The organism is Roseovarius sp. PS-C2, from assembly GCF_018862045.1.
In the GTDB taxonomy this organism is placed as follows: Bacteria; Pseudomonadota; Alphaproteobacteria; order Rhodobacterales; family Rhodobacteraceae; genus Roseovarius.
Window position 1 is genome coordinate 118,031 of the sequence record NZ_JAHKSQ010000008.1, and the last position, 19,440, is coordinate 137,470.

Below are 19,440 nucleotides of genomic sequence, written 5' to 3' on the forward strand. Positions count from 1 at the left end.
GGTTATGACGAAACCTGTTCGCGAAGGATGGACACGGTAAGCGATATCATCAGGTAGATACCGGCAAAGATCAGGAAGGCAAGGACCGTGTTTTCGAAGGAGCGCGGATAGGAGGGATCCTGCGAGGGGATGGGTTTGACGCTGACCGTGAGGTAGCGCACCTGCTTGTTGGCCTCGATCTCGGACTGGCGCTTGGTTTCGAGCGCGGCCTGCAGCACCATGTCGGCGGTGGCCAGGTCGGCCTGGGCCATCTGGATCGCCGCCGATTGCGCGGCCAGTGAATCATGGCCTTCGGTGGCTTCGGTCAGGCGGGCTTTCTGCTTGGCGAGTTCGCCTTCGAGCACCTCGATCTGGCTGCGCAGGGCTTCGACGCGGGCGGTGTTGGGACGGGGGTTGTTCAGCTGGGTGTTCAGGGCGAGTTGTTTTTCCTGAAGCTGGAGTTCGACATTGCCGATCAACTGGCGGATATTGGCGACCTCGCCCTCGGGGTCGAGGATCGAGCCCTCTTGCAGTTCGACCAGTGTCTGCTGGGCGCTGCGGCGCTCGGCCTTGGCCTGTTCGAGGCTTTCGGCAGCCGTCTTGACCGCGTCGCTGCGTTTTTCCGAGCTGAGTTCGTCGACATTCTGTTCGGCGTAGTCGATCAGCTGTTGCGAGAAACGCGCCGACAGTTCGGGGTCGGCGGTGGACAGTTCCATGCGAATGACGCCTTCGGTCGGGTCATAGCCCAGCACAACGTATTTGTTATAGAGCTTGTAGGCCTTTTCGGTGCTGGCGTCGGGGGCCAGCCGCTGGATCGGGTCGATCCAGTCCTGGCTGAAATGTTCACGAAAGCCGAGATCGCGATCGAGGCGCAGCATCGCATCCTTGGATTCGAGATAGGATTGCGTGGCGATGGCGTCCTGCCCGGTGGCGAACTGGCTGGGCAAAAGTCCGCTGAGACGCCCCCCCGCCCCGCCGCCCGATCCGTCGGCGGTGAGAATGAGGAACTCGGACTTGGTGGTATACATGGGGGTGGCGACCGCATAGTAATAGTACCCCGCGACGAGCGTCGGCAGGAACACGAAGGCGGTGAGCCGGGTCAGCAGCAGCAGCAGTTTGCGGCGACGGCGTTTGGCGATGTCGCGCTGAATCTGCATGATCTCTTCGGCGCGGCGGTCTGCCGGGCTGAGCTGCGTGGAGGGCAGGGTCTGTTGCCCCGCCGGAACGGTTTGCGGCAGCTGAACGCGCGGGTCCGAGGGGGGGTGCGCGGCAGTTGGCGGGGGCGTGCCGCCCCCGGCCCCGCCACCGCCCTGACCGCCGTCACCGGCCACCAGTTCGAGGATGTTGTGACGCTGGAACGGGTCGATCCCCTTGGCGCGCAGCAGGCGCACGGCGTCGAAATCCGAGGTGGGCGCGAGCCCGTGTTTCTGCGCCATGCGGCGGGCCATGCGCAACTGGCGGCCTGTCAGGCCTTCCTTGCGGATGTCTTCGATGGATTGGGAGGCGGCCATTTCACGGGCCGAACTGACCTGTCCCCGGGCGGGTGCGGCAGCCTGTTGCGGCTGCGGGGCCTGTTGTGCCTGTTGCGCGGCCATATCCGCACGCTGAGTCTGCTCCGGGGTGCCGGGGACATGGGGCGTTTGCGGGCCGGTGGTGCGGCGGATACGGAACTTCCTAGCCTTGGGTTTCGTAGTCATAGAGCTGCTTTGCCTCTTCCAAGGTATCGAACATATACAATCTGCCGCCCATCAGAACTGCGGCGGAACGCGCGAATTTTTCAAGTGTCTCTGGCTGGTGCGAAACGATCACCACGGTCGTGGTGCGCAGCCGTTCGCGCAGGATTTCACCGGCCTTGCGGTTGAACTCGACATCGGTCGAACTGGGCATGCCTTCGTCGATCAGGTACATATCGAAATCGAGCGCCAGCATCAGTGCGAAGGTGAAGCGCGCCCGCATCCCCGAGGAATACGTGCCGAGCGGCTGATCGAAATATTCGCCGAGGTTGCACATCCAACGGCAGAACGCCTCGATATAGTCGGGATCGAGCCCGTAGAGCCGCGCGATGTAGCGCGCGTTCTCCATGGCCGAAATCTTGCTGATGACGCCGCCCATGAAGCCCAGGGGGAAGCTGATGCGGCAGCGGCGGCGAATTTCGCCCTCATCGGGTTTTTCGAGACCGGCCATCATGTTGATCAGGGTGGTCTTGCCGGTGCCGTTGGGGGCGAGGACGCCGAGCGAATTGCCGGGTTCGATGCGAAAGCTGACGCGGTCAAGGATCACCTTGCGCTGTGTCCCTGTCCAGAAGGACTTGCTCACATTTTCGAACTCGAGCATGCAGGTGCTCCGATGCTGCTCTGACCTGTCCCTCTTTAGCGGGGCATTGTTAAGGCATCATTTGCCAATGACTGACCGGCATTATGCCGGAACGGTCGGGCTTATGACAGGAGTTATGGGCATTTTTGTGCCGGTGTTGAGAAAAAATCATCCCCGGTATGAGGCGGTCCGCCCGCAGGGGCCGCGATTTTCAGGCGATGGCCTGCCAGGCCAACCCGGCAAGGATCGCGCCGAGCGTGGCGAAGCCGAGATAGGCGCAGAACACGCGCGGCCTGACCAGGGCCCAGACGGCGATGGCGGCAGGGATGCAGCTGACGCCGCCGGCGATGACGAAGCTCATGGCGGCGCCGTTGCTCATGCCCTGGGCCAGAAGCGCATCGACCAGCGGCACGGCGGCATAGCCGTTGAGATAGGCGGGCGCACCGACCAGAGCGCCAAGGACGATCGGGCCGATCCCCGCGCCGCCGAGGATGCTGCCGACGGCATCGGCGGGGATATAGCGCAGCATCAGCGCCTCGATCGCATAGGCCAGTGCCAGCCATTTGAGAAGGAAGGCGGCGTTGCTGAACGCGGTGTCGCGGAAGGTGGTGCGGCGGTCGGCATGGGCCCAGAAGCGCCAGACGGGTTTGCCCGAAAACGGATCGGCGGGGCCGCAGCAGCCGCAACCCGAGCCACCGCCTGCCTGTGCCTGCGGGCGCAACGGATCGGCGAACAGGGCCGAGCGCGACAGCGTCATGGTGGCCAGCCCGCCGAACAGGCCGATGCCGATGGCGGCGGCGGTCTTGGCGATGGCGAAATCCCAGCCGAGCGTGCCCGAGGTGATCAGGAACATCGCCGGGTCCATCAGCGGCGACGCCAGCCAGAAGGCCATGACCGCCCCGAGCGGCGCGCCGAGCGCCAGCATGGCGGCGATGAAGGGGATCACCTCGCACGAGCAGAAGGGGGACAGCCCGCCCAGGAGGGCGGCCAGCACGATCATGCGGGTCTGGCGGCCCTCGAACGCCCTGGCCAGCAGGGTTTCGGCCCCCGTGGCCTTGAGCCATGCCACGGCCAGAACGGCGAAGGCGATGAACGGGGCGGTGTGCAGCAGGGCGTTGGCGGTGAATGTGACCGTGGGCCAGAGTTGCGGCCAGTCGAGAACGGCGAGTGCGGCAAGGATCAGCACGAGGGCCAGCCAGGCCTTGTCGAGCCGCGCCCAGACGGTGCGCGGCAGGGTATGTGTTGTGTCAGTCATGATCGTGGTCTTTGCAGCGGTTGACGGCATCGGCGCAGCATTCGCGCAGCAGGAAGTTGGCCAGTGCGCTGAGTTCCGGGTAGGCGACGGCGGCGCAGATGATCGAGCGACCCTGTCGGGTTTGTTGCACAAGCCCGGCTTGTGCGAGGATTTTCATGTGATGGGTCAGGGTCGAGCCGGTGACGCCGGTGCGTTGCCCCAACGCGCCGATGCTGAGCCCGTCCGGCCCGGCGCGCACGAGGGTGCGCAGGACCGAAAGGCGCTGTTCCGATCCGAGCGCGGCGAAGGCCGAGGCGGTGACGGCGAGGCCGGCGTCGGTGATGTCTGTCTGTTTCATGTTTCTAAAAGTATCGAAATGAAATGCCATGTGCAAGTGATTTCGATATTTGTCGAAATGAATCCACCAGTCCGGGCGGCGGGGGTCAGTGAGAGCGGTCGATATCGCCCACGGCCAGCACCGGGGAGGCGTCGATTTCCTCGGCATCGAGCATGGTGGCGACACGTTCGAGAACGGCGACGACCATCGCCTGTTCCCAGTCTTCGAGCGATTCGAACTGTTTGACGTAGCGCTGTTGTAGCGCGTCGGGTGCGGCGCTGACCTTGGAGCGTCCGTCGGGCGTGATTTCCAGCCGGGTCTGGCGGCGGTCGGCCTGTGACTGGCGGCGGGTGAGCAGGCCCTTGCTTTCGAGTTTCTTGATCAGAGCCGAAATGGTGGCCTGCGTCACGCCCATGCGCTGGGACAGTTCGGTGGGGGTGGCGTGGCCCTTTTCCGACACGATCTGAAGCACGCGCAGTTGCACGGCGGTCAGGCCCGCCTGATGCGCGAGGTCGCGCGCGTGCATTTCCGTTGCCCGCAGAATGCGGCGCAGGGCGATCAGGCTGATATCGGTGCGATCCACATCATTCTCCGTCACGGGATGCGATATCGTACCCGGTTTGCGGAAATTGGCAATCCGCGAAGTATTTTGATTGTCGTTACTAAGCATTTACACAATATATACAAAGTAAGACTAAGTAAAAATAGCCCAATTTGCGCATAATGCCGCATATAGCGCAAAAAATAGCTTAGATACTTGAAAGTGAATGCCTGAATGGTTTATTTAGTGCCTCGAACAACAAGGGACCGTTAGCCGTGCATAAAATCGAAGGATCGAAACAGAAACCGCAAATCACGTTCCGTAAACCCGGACGCGAGGATGGGTCTGCGATCTGGGATCTGATCGCCTCCTGCCATCCGCTTGACGAGAACTCGATGTATTGCAACCTGATCCAGTGCGATCATTTCAGCGATACCTGCGTTCTGGCCGAGATGGACGGCGAACCCGTGGGGTGGATCTCGGCTTATCGGATGCCCGATGACCTGGAGACGCTGTTCGTCTGGCAGGTCGCCGTGTCGGAAAAGGCGCGGGGGCAGGGCCTTGGAACCCGTATGCTGGAGCATCTGGTCGAGCGTGAGGACTGCGACGGTGTGAACCGCCTGCAAACCACGATCACGCTGGACAACGATGCCTCGTGGGCGCTGTTCGGGCGGTTTTCGACCAATGTCAGCGGCAAGCTGACCAGCCAACCCCATTTCCAGCGCGATCATCACTTCGATGGGCGCCACGCGACCGAGCATATGGTGACGATACGTTTCGCCGAAGAGCTGAAGCGCGCCGCCTGATCGCGCGCCGGCCTTCAATCTCACAGACTCAGAGGATTTATCATGTCGACTGACACGTCAGCCGAAACAACCATCTTTTCACGCCGTGAATCGGAAGCGCGCAGCTATTGCCGCAGCTTCGACACGGTATTCGCCAAGGCAAAGGGTGCGGAAATGACCGACACCCAGGGCCGCACCTATATCGACTTTCTGGCGGGGTGTTCCTCGCTGAACTACGGGCATAACGACTCGGACATGAAAGAGGCCCTGGTCGAACACATTGCCTCGGACGGGATCGCCCACGGGCTGGACATGTTCACCGCCGAGAAGGCGAAGTTCCTGAAGGCCTATGAGGACAACATCCTTGCGCCGCGGGGCATGGACTACAAGATCATGATGACCGGCCCGACCGGCACCAACGCCGTGGAAGCGGCGATGAAGCTGGCCCGCAAGGTCACCGGACGGCGCAATATCGTGTCGTTCACCAACGGGTTCCACGGCATGACCATGGGCTCGCTGTCGCTGACCGGGAACGCCGGGAAACGCGCGGGTGCCGGTGGTGGATCGCTGGCCGATGTGACGCATATGCCGTTCGAGGGTGCGTTCGGGGACGGCGTGGATACGCTCGCGCAGATGGAAATGCTGTTCGACAACCCGTCGTCGGGAATCGACGCGCCCGCCGCGTTCATCTTCGAGCCCGTGCAGGGTGAGGGCGGCCTGAACGCCGCGTCGAACGAATGGATGCAGGGCGTGGCCCGTCTGGCGAAGAAACTGGGCGCGTTGCTGATCGTCGATGACATCCAGTCGGGCTGTGGCCGCACCGGCACCTATTTCGGCTTCGAGGATGCCGGGATCGAGCCGGACATGATCACGCAGGCGAAATCGCTGTCGGGCTTCGGCCTGCCGTTCGCGGCGCTGCTGATCAAGCCCGAGCATGACATCTGGGGGCCTGCCGAGCATAACGGCACCTTCCGCGGCAACACCCATGCGTTCGTCACCGGGCGCGTCGCGCTGGAGAAGTTCTGGGCCGACGATACGTTCCAGAAGGATGTGCAGCACAAATCGGCGCTGCTGACCGCCGGGTTGCAGGCGATTGCCGATGCCCTGCCCGAGGCGCGGCTGAAAGGCCGTGGCATGATGCAGGGTGTCGATGTGGGCTCGGGCGAGTTTGCGGGCGATATCTGTGCTCGTGCGTTCGACAAGGGCCTGATCATCGAGACATCGGGCGCCCATGACGAGGTGGTCAAGGTGCTGGCGCCGCTGACCATTTCCGAGGAAACATTGCGCAAGGGCCTGAACATCCTGCTGGATGCGGCCCGCGATGCAACCGTGAACACAAAGATCGCAGCGGAGTAACAACTATGATCGTGAGAGATTTCGATGACGTCGTGAAGGCCGGGAACTCGGTTTCGGACGCGAACTGGACATCCGTGCGGATGTTGCTGGCCGATGACGGGATGGGCTTTTCGTTCCACATCACCTTCCTGGAAGCGGGGAGCGAGCACACGTTTGAATACAAGAACCATTTCGAAAGCGTGTACTGTGTGCAGGGAAAAGGCTCGATCACCGATCTGAAGACGGGCGAAACCCATCAGATCAAGCCGGGCACCATGTATGCCCTGAACGAGCATGACCGCCACACCCTGCGCGCCGAAGAAGAGCTGGTGATGGCCTGTGTGTTCAACCCGCCCGTAACCGGCCGCGAAGTGCACCGTGAAGACGGATCTTACGCTGCGCCGGAAGAGGTTTCCTGAAAACCAGAGGCTTTCCGGGGTGCAAACCCCGGATCGGACTTGAATGACTTTTGAAAATCATACCGTTGAAAAGATCGGTGGCACGTCGATGTCGCGATTGGACGAGTTGGTGGACAACCTGTTCAAACGCGGCACCGAAGCCGAGACATATAACCGTGTTTTCGTCGTGTCGGCGTTTGGCGGTATCACCAACCTGCTGCTCGAGCACAAGAAAAGCGGCGAGGCCGGGGTCTATGCCCGGTTCGCCAATGACGAGGACGATCACGGCTGGATGGACGCGCTGTCGAAGGTGTCCGATGGGATGCGCGCCGCGCATCAGGCGGTGTTGGACACCCCTGCCGATCTGAGCGATGCGGACGATTTTGTGCGTGACCGGGTCGAAGGGGTGCGCAACTGCCTGATCGACCTGCAGCGGTTGTGCTCCTACGGTCATTTCCGCCTGAGCCAGCACATGATGCTGACGCGCGAATTGCTGTCGGGATTGGGTGAGGCGCATTCGGCCCATGTGGCCACGCTGGCGCTGCGCCGTGCGGGCATCAATGCCCGGTTCGTCGATCTGTCTGGCTGGCGCGACGAGCGCGAGATGACGCTGGACGAGCGCATCGAGGATGCGCTGGCGGATGTGGACGTGACGGCGGAACTGCCGATCGTGACCGGCTATGCGCAATGCGCCGAAGGTCTGATGGCCGAATACGACCGGGGCTATTCCGAGGTGACGTTCAGCCGGATCGCGGCGCTGACCGGCGCGCGCGAGGCGATCATTCACAAGGAATTCCATCTGTCGTCCGCCGACCCGAACCTTGTGGAGGGCGAGGTGCGCAAGCTGGGGCACACGAATTACGACGTGGCCGACCAGTTGTCGAACATGGGGATGGAGGCGATCCACCCCAAGGCGGCCAAGACGCTGCGCCAGGCCGATGTGCCCTTGCGTGTGACCAACGCGTTCGAGCCGCACGATCCCGGCACGCTGATCGACGATCAGCCCGCCGAAACGCCGGGCGCCGAGATCGTGACCGGCCTGAAGGTGCATGCGCTGGAGTTGTTCGAACAGGACATGGTGGGGGTCAAAGGCTATGACGCGCGGATTCTCGAAGTGCTGACACGGCACGGGATTCGGATCGTTTCGAAAACGTCGAACGCCAACACGATCACGCATTACGTGGATGCGCCCCTGCGCGCGCTGCGCAAGGTCGAGGCCGATCTGAACAAGGTCTATCCCAGTGCCGAATTGACCCTGCAACCGCTGGCCATTGCGGCGGTGATCGGGCGCGACCTGACCGGTCTGAACGTGCTGGGCGAGGGCCTGAAGGCGCTGGGCGCGGCGGATGTCGAGGTGTTGGCCGCGCATCAGACGAGCCGTTCGGTCGATGTGCAGTTCGTTGTTTCACGCGAATCGCTGGCGGCTTCGATCAGCGCCTTGCACGGCGCGCTGATGCCTGCCGCCCAGGTTGCGGATTTTAAGCCCGGCAAGAAGGCTGCATGACCCGCAACCGATAAAACCTGATCACAATCAGCGATTTACCCCGCCCGGCCGTCCCTTGGCCCGGCGGGGTTTTTTTATGCCCGGAAGAAACATCTAGACAGAAATACAAAATGTATACACAAAGTATGCAGCAAGGAGGCGTCATGACCAAGGACAAGAAATCCCACTGTCTCGAAGATTTGCGGATGCGAATCCTGACGCAGGATATCGCGCCCGGCAGCGATCTGGACGAAGCGGCATTGTGCGAGGCTTACGGGATTTCGCGCACGCCGATGCGCGAGGTGTTCCAGCGCCTGCACGGGGAGGGCTATCTGCGGCTGGAGCAGAACCGCGGCGCCAAGGTGGAATCAATGGACTTGCAGGTGATGCGCACCTTTTTCCAGACCGCGCCGGTGGTCTATGCCAATATCTCGCGTCTGGCGGCAGAGAACCGGCGCAGCGACGAGCTGAATGTGTTGCAGGAGATACAGGAGGGGTTTCGCCACGCCACGCAGGCGCGCAACCCGCACGAGGCATCCTTGCTGAACCATCGGTTCCACCTGCAGATCGGCGAGATGGCGCATAACCCTTATCTGCTGCCCAGTCTCAAGCGGATGCTGATCGACCACACGCGGCTGAGCCAGACCTTTTACCGCCCGGCCTCGGCCGATGAAAAACTGCGGGTGAGCAAGGCCTGCGATCAGCACGATCAGTTGATCGTCGCGATCAAGAAACAGGAGCCGGCACTGGCGGCGGAGATCACGCTGGATCACTGGGCGCTGTCGCGCGACCGGCTGGAACGGTTCGTGACGCCCGATCCGCTGCCGCTGGACGTAATTTCCATGAAGGACCACAAACATGCGCTTTGAAGGGATATGGACGCCCATTATCACCCCGATGCACGGTGATTTCTCCACCAACCACGAGGCGCTGGCGGACACGGTGGAATTGCTGATCGACGGAGGGGTGAACGGGATCGTCGTGGCCGGGACCACCGGGGAATATTATGCCCAGACGATGGACGAGCGCATGGCGCTGATGCGCGAGGTGCATGGGCTGATCGGGGGGCGTGTGCCGATGGTGGCGGGCACCGGGGCGCTGCGGACCGAGGACAGTATCGAATATGCCAAAGCCGCCAAGGAACTGGGCGCGGATGCGATTCTGGTGGCGACGCCGCCCTATTCGGTGCCGACGGGGCGCGAGATCGCCTTGCACGCGCTGGCGGTGGACCGGGCGGCGAACCTGCCGGTGATGCTGTATAACTATCCGGGCCGGATGGGCGTGAACATGGACGAGGAATGTCTTGACCGGCTGGGCCGGTCGCCGAATTTCTGCGGCATCAAGGAAAGCAGCGGCGACATCAACCGCCTGCACATGATCGCACGCGATTACCCGCATCTGGGGCTGTTGTGCGGCATGGACGATCAGGCGCTTGAATTCTTTGCCTGGGGCGCACGCGGCTGGGTGTGTGCCGGGTCGAACTTTGCCCCCGAGGCGCATGTGGCGCTGTATCAGGCCTGTGTCGTCGAGGGCGATTTCACCAAGGGCCGTGCGATCATGTCGGCGATGATGCCGCTGATGCGCGTGCTGGAGCAGGGCGGCAAGTTCATCCAGTGCATCAAGCATGGCGTGACCATGCGCGGCATTCCCGCCGGGCCGCCGCGCAAGCCGCTGCATCCGCTGAACAAGGACGACAAGCGCGAACTGGAAGAGGTCGTGCGCACCATGAACACCGCCATTGCGGCCATCACGGGAGAGGGCAAATGACCGAGTTGCTGACTGTCGAGGAATACCGGGCCATCGCCGCCGATCTGGACCTGCCCGCCGCGCCTTATGTGGACGGCAAGTTTCGCCGTGGCAACGGGCCGGACATGGACACCGTCAACCCCGCCACCGGCGCGGTTCTGACCACGATCAGCACCGCCAATCACACGGATGTGGATTTCGCCGTGGACAAGGCGCGCGAAGCGTTCGAGCGCGGGACCTGGTCGAAACTGCACCCGTCGGAGCGCAAGGATGTGCTGATCCGGTTTTGCAAGCTGATCACGCGCCGCCGTCATGAACTGGCGGTGATGGAGAGCCTGGACAGCGGCAAGCCGATCCGCGATTGCGAAACCATCGACATCCCCGAGGTGATCCACACGATCAAGTGGCATGCCGAGCTGATCGACAAGATCTACGATCAGGTCGGGCCGTCGGGGGACGATGCGATCAGCATGATCGTGCGCGAACCCGTGGGCGTGGTTGCCGCCGTGCTGCCGTGGAACTTTCCGCTGTTGATGATGGCGTGGAAGATCGCCCCGGCGCTGGCGGCGGGCAATTCGGTGATCGTGAAGCCTGCCGAGCAGACCAGCCTGACCGCCCTGCGTCTGGCCGAGATCGCGCATATGGCCGGTGTGCCGCGCGGCGTGTTGCAGGTGTTGCCCGGCGACGGGCCGGGCGTGGGCGAACCTTTGGGCCTGCATCCGGGGGTGGACATGGTCAGCTTTACCGGCTCGACCGAGACCGGCAAACGGTTCCTGCGCTATTCGGCGGACAGCAACCTGAAGAAGATCACGCTGGAATGCGGCGGTAAGAACCCGGCGGTGGTGTTCGAGGATGCCGAGAACCTCGATCATGTGGCCGGGCATGTGGTGAATGCCGCCTTCTGGAACATGGGCGAGAATTGCAGCGCGAACAGCCGCCTGATTGTCCACAAGGCCGTGAAAGAGCCGTTGATGGAGCGCATCCTGGCCCGTTTGCGGGACTGGAAAACCGGCGATCCGCTGGACCCGCAGAACCATCTGGGCGCGCTGGTGGACAGCGAGCATTGCAAGAAGGTCGCCAGCTATCTGAAAGGCAAGGCGCTGGCCGGTGGCAAGGCCGAGGGCGCATTCGTTCCGCCGACGGTTTACGAGGTGAAAAAGGACGATCCCCGCGCGCGGGAGGAAATCTTTGGCCCGGTTCTGTCGGTGATCGAGGTGGCCAGCGCGGAAGAGGCGATCGAACTGGCCAACGATACCGAATACGGGCTGACCGCCAGCGTGTTCACCGCCAATACCCGCCGCGCCATTCGTGCCGCGCGTGACATTCGGGCGGGCACCGTGACGGTCAACTGCTATGGCGAGGGCGATATCGGCACACCGTTCGGCGGCTACAAGCAATCGGGGTTTGGCGGGCGCGATAACGGTGTGCAGGCGCATGACCAGTTCACCGAGTTGAAGACCATCTGGATCGACCTGAGCGATCCGGCTGACGGGGACGACGTGGGATGAGCCGGGTCGGATTTCTGGGCACCGGCCATATCGCCGCGCCAATGGCGCGTGCGCTGGCCCGTGCCGGGCATGAGGTGACCGTCTCGCGCCGGAGCGAAGCCGTGTCTGCCGATCTGACGGCCAGCGGGCTGGGGATAAACGTGGCCGAAAATGCCGGGGTGCTGGAGGCCAGCGAGATCGTGTTCCTGTGCCTGCGCCCGGCGGTCTGGGCCGATGTTGTGCGTGACCTGACGTTTCGCGCCGATCAGCGGATCGTTTCGGTCATGGCCGGTGTGCCGATGGCCGAGATCGCAACCGCCTGTGCGCCGGTGTCCGATATATCGGTGACGATCCCCTATGGGTTCATCGAGCATGGCGGCTGTCCCTTGCCGGTGGCGGGTGATCCGTCGACGGTGCAGGCGCTGTTTGGCGCGAACAACCCGGTTTTACCGCAGGCCGATGAGGCGGCGCTGAACCACCATTTCGCGGCCTCCACGATGGTGGCCGCGGCCTTGGGGCTGTTGGAGGCCGGGGCGGAATGGCTGGCCTGCGAAACCGGCGCGCCGGAGGCGACGGAGGTTTATGTCAGCAACCTTGTCACCGGCGTTCTGAACGGGTTGTCGCGGGATCGCGCGGGCGAGTTGCGCGACGAGAAGATGGCGCTGGCCACACCCAATACCCTGAACCTGCAAATGGTCGAGGGGCTGGCGGCGCAGGGGGCTTTTGACGGGTTGCCCGGCCTGCTTGAGGCCATATCCAGTAGTATGGATAGTGCGAAATGACCGCGACGACAGAGAAACCAGCCCGGCGGGGCCGTGGCGCGCGCAAGACGGCCCGTCAGACGCGCGATTTCACGATGCTGCCCGCCTTGAAGCGCAAGCTACCCCTGACCGAGCCGATGGATGCCGGGCAGATCGAGCGGCTGGATGCGGCCAGTATGCATATCCTTGAAAATGTCGGCGTGGTGTTCCGTGATCCGATCGCCTTGGACGACTGGCGCAGGATGGGCGCCAGGGTGATGGACGAGACGGTGTTTCTGGATCGCGGTCTGGTGCGCGAGTTGATCAAGACGATCCCCGAGACGTTCACCTATCACGCGCGCAATCCGCAAAATAACCTGCCGTTCGGGCGCGATCATGCGATTTTCGTTCCGATGACCGGCGCGCCGTTCCTGCGCGATCTGGACGACGTTCGGCGCAACCCGACGCTGGAGGATCTGGCGAATTTCCACAAGCTGGCGCATATGCTGCCTGCGCTGCATTCCAGCGCGCACCATATCGTGGAGCCTTATGACCATCCGATCAGTCAGCGGCATTTGCGGATCACCTATTCGTCGATGAAGCATTCGGACAAGACGTTCATGGGCATGACCACCAGCCCGAAGAACGCCGAAGACGTGATGGAGATGTGCGCGATCCTGTTCGGTGAGGAGTATCTTGAGGATCATCCTGTTGTCACCGGCAACTGCAACGGCAACAGCCCTCTGGTGTGGGACGAAACCATGCTTGGCGCGATGCGGGCGTTTTGCCGTCGCAACCAGCCGGTGCTGTGCAGCCCCTTCGTTCTGGGCGGTGCGAACACCCCGGCCAGCGCGGCCCCGGCGGTGGCGCAGCTGAACGCCGAGGCGCTGAGTGCGTTGGCCTATACGCAGGTGATCCGCAAGGGGGCTCCGGCGATCTATGGGCATTACCTGTCGACCGTCAGCATGAAATCCGGCGCCCCGATGGCGGGCACGCCGGAAATCAGCCTGATGAACATGATGATCGGCCAGATGGCGCGGTATTACGGTGTGCCGTGGCGGTCTTCGGCCAATCTGGGCGGGGCCAAGACATTTGACGCGCAGGCGGGCTATGAAAGCGCCAGCACGCTGATGGCGTTGCAGATGGCGGGGACCAACTACATGTGGCACGCCGCTGGCTGGAACGAGGCCGGGATGCATTGCAGCATGGCGAAATTCGTGGTCGACGCGGAACAATGCGCGATGGCCTATCGCATGGCTGAGGGCATCCGCTGGGACGATTTTGACGAGGCGGTGGCAGCCGTGGCCGATATTGGCCCCGGCGGGCATTACCTTGGGCATCCGCATACGCTGGAAAACTTCCAGCGGGCGTTCTTCATGCCCGACCTGTTCGACAACAACTCGATCGAACAGTGGCAGGCCGAAGGCGGGCTGGACGTGAATGAGCGCGCGCTGGCCTATACGCGCGAGCTGCTGAACTCGTACGAGGAGCCCATGCTGGATGCGGGTGTGGACGAGGCACTGCGCGATTACATCGCCCGGCGCGAGCGTGAAATCCCTGCGGCTAACGCCTTGAATCAGGAATACTGAGGTTCGGCGCGGCCAGAGGAGGGGTATGCCATGAAAGTCAGACGTCTTCCCGTCGATACCGGCCCCGCGGGCTGGAACGAGATCTTGCCCGCGGCAGGTGCGCCCGAGGTTCTGGAGGAGCACATCACAGCCGATTGGCTGGTGATCGGGGCGGGGTTCGCGGGGCTGGCCGCGACACGGCGTCTGGCGCAGTTGCATCTCGGTGCGAGAATCGTTCTGCTGGAGGCCCGACGCGTGGGCGAAGGACCTGCGGGGCGCAATTCGGGGTTCATGATAGATTTGCCGCATCACCTGACCTCGGAAGGGTATGGCGGCCAGATGGAAAGCGACCGGGCCGAAGCCAGGGCCAATCGTGCCGGTATCGCCTTTGCCGCCGGGATGGCCGGGGAGTTCGGCCTGAGCCGGGAGGCGTTCAGCCCATCGGGCAAGACCAACGCCGCCGCGTCGGAGCGTGGCCACAAGCACAACATGGATTATGCCGCGCATCTGACGAATATGGGCGAGGCCTGTGAGATGCTGGATGCCGCGCAAATGCGCGAGATGACCGGCAGCGCGTATTATCAAAGCGGGCTGTTTACCCCCGGTGCGGTGATGATTCAGCCCGCCTTGTTCGTGCGAGGCGTGGCCAGTGGGCTGAAATCCGGGCGCGTGAGCGTGTTCGAGAATTCGCCGGTGACGGAATTGAATCGTCAGGGCGACTGGACAGCGCGCACGGGAAAGGGATCGGTGACGGCGCCCAAGGTGATTTTGGGTGTGAATGGCCATGCCAACAGCTTCGATCAGTTCAGGGGGCGTTTGATGCATGTTCATCTCTATGCCTCGATGACCCGTGCCTTGACGCCGGAGGAATGCCGCAAGCTGGGGGGCGTTGCGCGGTGGGGCGTCACGCCCGCCGATCCGATGGGATCGACCGTGCGGCGGATTTCGGGCACTGGCGGCGATCGGATCGTGGTGCGCAACCGGTTTACCTATGACCCGTCGATGCAGGTCAGCGAGGGGCGCGTTGCCCGCATGGCGCGGGATCATGACCGATCCTTTGCCGCGCGTTTTCCCGCCCTTCAAGGGATCGGGATGGAGTATCGCTGGGGCGGGCGGCTGTGCCTGAGCTGGAACAATGTGCCGGCCCTGGGTGAGGTCGACGAGGGGCTCTATTCGGCTTGTTGCCAGAACGGGCTGGGCACCGCCAAGGGCACGCTGCACGGGATGCTGATGGCGGAACTGGCATCGGGAGAGCGTTCCGAGCTGCTGGATGAGGTGATGGCGCAGGATGCACCCAGGCGTCTGCCGCCCGAGCCGTTTGCCTGCATCGGGGCCAATGCCGTCATGCGGTGGGGCGAGATGAAGGCCGGGCGGGAGTTGTGAGCGGGGTCGTGTGCCGCATGAGAGCGGCACACCAGGTATTCTATTCCTTGGCCAGATCCTTGAGGATGGGGCAATCGGGGCGGGAATCGCCCGCGCATTCGTGAACCAGATGGGTCAGCGTATCGCGCATGGATTCGAGCTGTGCCAGCTTGTCCTCGATCTGTTTCAGGTGATCCTGGGCCACGCGTTTCACATCGGCGCTGGCGCGGGTTTCGTCCTCGTAGAGCGCCAGAAGGGTGCGGCAATCCTCGATGGAAAACCCAAGCGCGCGGGCGCGGCCCAGAAAGGCCAGCTTGTGCGCGTCGGTTTCCTGAAACCTGCGATACCCGTTGGTATCGCGTGCGGGGCGGATCAGGCCGATATCCTCGTAATAGCGGATGGTCTTGGGGGGCAGGCCGGTGCGTTTGGCGACATCCGAGATATTCATGCTGCGGCCCTTTCCATCGCGGGTTTGACACGGCGCAGGCGCAGGGCGTTGGACAGCACGAACACCGAACTGAGCGCCATCGCCCCGGCGGCCAGCATCGGCGAGAGCATTGTGCCGGTCAGCGGATAAAGCACGCCGGCGGCCACAGGGATCAGCGCGGTGTTGTAGGCGAAGGCCCAGAACAGGTTTTGCCGGATATTGCGCAGGGTGGCGCGCGACAGGTGCGCGGCGTTCACCACGCCCGACAAGTCGCCCGAGATCAGGACGACATCGGCAGAGTCGATGGCCACATCCGTGCCGCTGCCCACGGCCAGCCCGATATCGGCTTCGGCCAAGGCGGGGGCGTCGTTGATGCCGTCGCCGACGAAGGCCACCGGCCCGAACGCATCGCGCAAGGCCTTGATGGCGTTTACCTTGCCGTCGGGCAGGACTTCGGCCTCGATATGGTCGATGCCGAGGTCGGTGGCGATGGCCTGTGCGGTGGCGCGGGTGTCGCCGGTGATCATCGCGGTTTTCAGGCCACGGGCATGCAACGCGTCGATCACTGCGCGGCTGCTGTCCTTGACCGGGTCGGCCACGGCCAGAAGCGCGGCCAGTTGCCCGTCGATGGCGGCGAACACCGGGGTTTCGCCGCGCGTGCCCATTTCGGCCAGCGTATCGGCCAGGGGGGCGGTGTCGATGCCTTCGCGCTCCATCAGGCGGGTGGCCCCGACCAGCAGGTCGTGGCCGTCGACACGGGCGCTGAGGCCAAAGCCGCTGATCGCCTTGAAACTTTCGGGTTTGGGCAATGTCAGGCCGCGGTCCTGTGCGGCGGTCTCGATCGCGCGGGCGATGGGGTGTTCGGATTGTCCTTCGACGGCGGCGACAAGGCGAAGCGTATCGTTTTCGTCGTGGCCGTTCGTGGTGGTGATGCGGGTCAGGCGCGGGCGACCCTCGGTCAGGGTGCCGGTCTTGTCGAAGGCGATGACGCGCGCTTCGTCGAGGCTTTGCAGGGCGTCGCCCTTGCGGAACAGGACGCCCTGTTCGGCGGCGCGGCCCGTGCCGACCATGATCGAGGTGGGGGTGGCCAGACCCATGGCGCAGGGGCAGGCGATGATCAGAACGGACACGCCCGCCACGAGGGCGAAGGTCAGCGCCGGGTCGGGGCCGAAGGCCAGCCATGCGGCGATGGTGACAAGCGCGACGGCGATCACGGCGGGTACGAAGATGCGCACCACCTTGTCGGCCAGGGACTGGATCGGCAGCTTGGCGCCCTGCGCCTCTTCGACCATCGCGATGATCTGCGCCAGCATCGTGTCGCGGCCCACCTTGGTGGCGCGGAAGGTCAGTGCGCCTTCACCGTTGATGGTGCCGCCGATGACGGTGTCGCCCGTGGCCTTTTCGACCGGGACGGGTTCGCCCGAGATCATGCTTTCATCGACATAGGAGGTGCCGTCGGTCACGTCGCCATCGACCGCGATCTTTTCGCCGGGGCGGACGTGGAGGATGTCGCCGACGCCGACCTCGTCAATCGGGATTTCGGTGATCTCGCCCTTGCGTTCGACGCGGGCGGTGTGGGCCTGAAGGCCGATCAGTTTCTGGATCGCGGCCCCGGTGCGGCCCTTGGCGCGGGCTTCGAGCCAGCGACCGAGAAGGATCAGCGCGACGATCACGGCGGCGGCCTCGAAATAGACCGCGCGGGTGCCCTGCGGCAAAAGCGCGGGGGCGAACAGGGCGATGGTGGAAAAGCCCCATGCGGCGCTGGTGCCAAGCGCGACGAGGCTGTTCATGTCGGGGGCGGCGCGCAGGAGGGCGGGGATGCCCTTGGTGAAGAAGTCGCGCCCCGGCCAGACCAGGGCGAGCGTGGTCAGGGCGAACTGGATCATCCAGGATGTCGTGCGCCCGATGGTGCCCGCGATCAGATCGGCGAAGCCGGGGATCGTGTGGCTGCCCATTTCGAGGACGAACACCGGCAGGGCCAGCGCCATCGCGATCAGGGTCATACGGCGGGCGTGGTCGATTTCGGCCTGACGACGGGCGGATTGGTCATCGTGATCCGTGTCTTCGGACGGGCGGGCGGGATAGCCGGATTCGGTGACGGCGCGGGCCAGTTGGGCGGGATCGGTCGCGCCGGGCAGGTAGCGCACGGTCGCGGTTTCGGAGGCGAGGTTGACCGAGGCACTCAGCACGCCGGGCTGGCCGGTCAGGGTGCGTTCCACCCGTCCGGTGCAGGAGGCGCAGGTCATGCCGGTGACGGTGAGGGTCGTCGTGGCCTCGCGCGCCGGATAGTTGGCGGCCTGCAAGGCTTGGGTGATCTGCGCCAGATCGGCATCGTCCGTGATCATCTGCGCCGTGCCGTTGGCGAAGTTGACGGAAACGTCGCTGACGCCGGGAACGGATTGCAGGGCGCGTTCCGCCCGGCCCGCGCATCCGGCGCAAGAGAGGCCGTCTACCTCGATTCGGAGTGTGTGTCGTGACATGGTGATCCCCTTTCTGAGTGTCAGATAGGGGTTCCAGTCACGGGAAGGTCAAGGGCCGGGTGAGAAAAAATGCCAAATCCGTGTTCAGCAGTTCAATTCCGCGAGGATGGCGCGGGTGGCGGCGCGGGGATCGGCGGCGGACCAGACCGGGCGGCCCACCACGATGTGATCGGCCCCGTCGGCAATGGCCTGTGCTGGGGTGGCGACACGTTTCTGATCGCCGAGCGCCGCGCCTGCGGGACGCACGCCGGGGGTGACGATCAGGCGGTCCCCGGCTTCGGGGAGGGCGCGGATCATGGCGGCCTCTTGCGGTGAGGCGATGACGCCATCGGCCCCGGCCTCGAATGCGCGGGCGGCGCGCTCGGCCACCAGATCGGGAATGTCACCGGCGCGGATCAGGCTGGCGTCCAGATCGGCGCGGTCCAGCGATGTCAGGATGGTGACCGCCAGGATCTTGGTCTGGCTGCCTGCTGCGCCTTGTTTGGCGGCGCGTACGACATGGGGATCGCCATGCACCGTCAGGAAATCCAGATCGAACTGCGCGAGCCCGCGCACGGCGTTTTCCACCGTGGCGCCGATGTCGAACAGTTTCATGTCCAGAAAGATGCGTTTGCCATGTTCCTGCTTGAGTTCGTTGGCCAGCGCCAGCCCGCCGCCCGTCAGCATGCCGAGGCCGATCTTGTAGAACGACACGTCACTGCCCAACACCTCGGTCAGCTTGAGGGCTTGCAGGGCGTTGGGCAGATCGAGGGCGACGATCAGGCGGTCATCGGACATGGGGCTGAACCTTGTTGCGGTGTGTCGAAGTCAGGCCCTTGTCGCGGTGGAGGGGGGCTGCGTCAAGCCTCGTTCAGCCCGGAGTGCAGCGCATTTTCGGCCAGTTCGATGGATTGCCGTCCGGTGCGGACTTCGGGCATGCGCCCGAGTTGGCTTATGGCGTCCTCGAGCAGCGTCCGCAGGATATCGGGCCGTGGGGCGCTTTCGCCGAGGCGGGCGGTGCAGTTCAGGGTTATGCCGCCCCTGTCCGTCAGCAACTGAAGGGTTGCGCGGTAGGTTTGCATATGGGGAAGATGGGTCAGGCCGACGACCCTGACGTTCTGAATGCGCATGATGACTGATCCACTCGTTACCGGGGGGACCATACAAGGATTCGCCGTGAGGAACAGGTGAACGCGGCGGCAACATTCCCCCGGTGTCACGGGGCGATGTCTTTGGCGGGGCATTT

General features: G+C 63.8%; 19 protein-coding genes. 10 read left to right on the forward strand and 9 right to left on the reverse strand.

Going from position 1 to position 19,440, the window contains the following annotated elements; genetic code table 11:
* Positions 1–2: 2 nt before the first annotated feature.
* From KPG71_RS15645 to KPG71_RS15665, 5 genes are all read right to left on the reverse strand, one after another.
* Positions 3–1,676 carry a capsule biosynthesis protein gene (locus KPG71_RS15645; RefSeq protein ID WP_216339010.1) on the reverse strand — a complete coding sequence of 558 codons (1,674 nt, stop codon included), beginning with the start codon at positions 1,674–1,676 and terminating at the stop codon, positions 3–5.
* Positions 1,654–2,313: an ABC transporter ATP-binding protein gene (locus tag KPG71_RS15650; RefSeq protein ID WP_216339012.1), complete on the reverse strand. Its 660-nt coding sequence runs from the start codon at positions 2,311–2,313 to the stop codon at positions 1,654–1,656. Before KPG71_RS15650 ends, KPG71_RS15645 begins: the two co-directional genes overlap by 23 nt.
* Positions 2,314–2,503: 190 nt before the next feature.
* Positions 2,504–3,547 carry a permease gene (locus tag KPG71_RS15655; RefSeq protein ID WP_216339014.1) on the reverse strand — a complete coding sequence of 348 codons (1,044 nt, stop codon included), beginning with the start codon at positions 3,545–3,547 and terminating at the stop codon, positions 2,504–2,506.
* On the reverse strand, positions 3,540–3,884 hold the full coding sequence (locus tag KPG71_RS15660) for a helix-turn-helix transcriptional regulator (RefSeq protein ID WP_216339016.1): 345 nt from the start codon (positions 3,882–3,884) through the stop codon (positions 3,540–3,542). The genes KPG71_RS15655 and KPG71_RS15660 overlap by 8 nt, the downstream gene beginning before the upstream one ends.
* An 85-nt stretch (positions 3,885–3,969) precedes the next feature.
* Complete coding sequence (locus KPG71_RS15665) at positions 3,970–4,461, reverse strand: MarR family winged helix-turn-helix transcriptional regulator (protein WP_288941322.1); 492 nt, start codon at positions 4,459–4,461, stop codon at positions 3,970–3,972.
* A gap of 218 nt (positions 4,462–4,679) precedes the next feature.
* Here KPG71_RS15665 and ectA point away from each other — a divergent pair, with 218 nt between their 5' ends.
* The 10 genes from ectA to KPG71_RS15715 all read left to right on the forward strand — a co-directional run bounded on the left by ectA (position 4,680) and on the right by KPG71_RS15715 (position 15,329).
* Positions 4,680–5,210, forward strand: coding sequence for a diaminobutyrate acetyltransferase (gene ectA, locus KPG71_RS15670; RefSeq protein WP_216339020.1), 531 nt, complete (start codon positions 4,680–4,682; stop codon positions 5,208–5,210).
* Positions 5,211–5,252: 42 nt separating this feature from the next.
* Complete coding sequence (ectB, locus tag KPG71_RS15675) at positions 5,253–6,545, forward strand: diaminobutyrate--2-oxoglutarate transaminase (protein ID WP_216339022.1); 1,293 nt, start codon at positions 5,253–5,255, stop codon at positions 6,543–6,545.
* 5 nt (positions 6,546–6,550) lie between these two features.
* On the forward strand, positions 6,551–6,943 hold the full coding sequence (locus tag KPG71_RS15680) for an ectoine synthase (RefSeq protein ID WP_073035656.1): 393 nt from the start codon (positions 6,551–6,553) through the stop codon (positions 6,941–6,943).
* Between the two features lie 43 nt (positions 6,944–6,986).
* On the forward strand, positions 6,987–8,426 hold the full coding sequence (locus tag KPG71_RS15685; protein WP_216339024.1) for an aspartate kinase: 1,440 nt from the start codon (positions 6,987–6,989) through the stop codon (positions 8,424–8,426).
* Positions 8,427–8,569: 143 nt separating this feature from the next.
* Positions 8,570–9,274 (forward strand): GntR family transcriptional regulator, encoded by a 705-nt coding sequence (locus KPG71_RS15690; protein WP_216339026.1) that lies wholly within the window; start codon positions 8,570–8,572, stop codon positions 9,272–9,274.
* Positions 9,264–10,172, forward strand: a complete 909-nt coding sequence (locus KPG71_RS15695) for a dihydrodipicolinate synthase family protein (RefSeq protein WP_216339028.1) — start codon at positions 9,264–9,266, stop codon at positions 10,170–10,172. Before KPG71_RS15690 ends, KPG71_RS15695 begins: the two co-directional genes overlap by 11 nt.
* Entirely contained in the window at positions 10,169–11,659 is a 1,491-nt protein-coding gene (locus tag KPG71_RS15700; protein WP_216339030.1) for an aldehyde dehydrogenase, read from the forward strand. Before KPG71_RS15695 ends, KPG71_RS15700 begins: the two co-directional genes overlap by 4 nt.
* Positions 11,656–12,420 (forward strand): NAD(P)-binding domain-containing protein, encoded by a 765-nt coding sequence (locus KPG71_RS15705; protein WP_216339032.1) that lies wholly within the window; start codon positions 11,656–11,658, stop codon positions 12,418–12,420. The genes KPG71_RS15700 and KPG71_RS15705 overlap by 4 nt, the downstream gene beginning before the upstream one ends.
* On the forward strand, positions 12,417–13,967 hold the full coding sequence (locus tag KPG71_RS15710; RefSeq protein ID WP_216339034.1) for a trimethylamine methyltransferase family protein: 1,551 nt from the start codon (positions 12,417–12,419) through the stop codon (positions 13,965–13,967). Before KPG71_RS15705 ends, KPG71_RS15710 begins: the two co-directional genes overlap by 4 nt.
* 30 nt (positions 13,968–13,997) lie before the next feature.
* Positions 13,998–15,329 (forward strand): FAD-binding oxidoreductase, encoded by a 1,332-nt coding sequence (locus KPG71_RS15715; protein ID WP_216339035.1) that lies wholly within the window; start codon positions 13,998–14,000, stop codon positions 15,327–15,329.
* 40 nt (positions 15,330–15,369) lie between these two features.
* On the opposite strand, the gene cueR is transcribed toward KPG71_RS15715, so the two are convergent.
* The 4 genes from cueR to KPG71_RS15735 all read right to left on the reverse strand — a co-directional run bounded on the left by cueR (position 15,370) and on the right by KPG71_RS15735 (position 19,324).
* Complete coding sequence (gene cueR / locus KPG71_RS15720) at positions 15,370–15,756, reverse strand: Cu(I)-responsive transcriptional regulator (RefSeq protein WP_216339037.1); 387 nt, start codon at positions 15,754–15,756, stop codon at positions 15,370–15,372.
* A complete protein-coding gene (locus KPG71_RS15725) occupies positions 15,753–18,215 on the reverse strand; it encodes a heavy metal translocating P-type ATPase (RefSeq protein ID WP_216339039.1) in 2,463 nt (820 codons plus the stop codon). The genes cueR and KPG71_RS15725 overlap by 4 nt, the downstream gene beginning before the upstream one ends.
* Positions 18,216–18,299: 84 nt before the next feature.
* The gene (pyrF, locus tag KPG71_RS15730) at positions 18,300–18,992 is read right to left on the reverse strand and encodes an orotidine-5'-phosphate decarboxylase (RefSeq protein WP_216339041.1); all 693 of its coding nucleotides are present in this window, start codon (positions 18,990–18,992) and stop codon (positions 18,300–18,302) included.
* 62 nt (positions 18,993–19,054) lie between these two features.
* The gene (locus tag KPG71_RS15735) at positions 19,055–19,324 is read right to left on the reverse strand and encodes a hypothetical protein (RefSeq protein WP_216339043.1); all 270 of its coding nucleotides are present in this window, start codon (positions 19,322–19,324) and stop codon (positions 19,055–19,057) included.
* Positions 19,325–19,440: the final 116 nt, after the last annotated feature.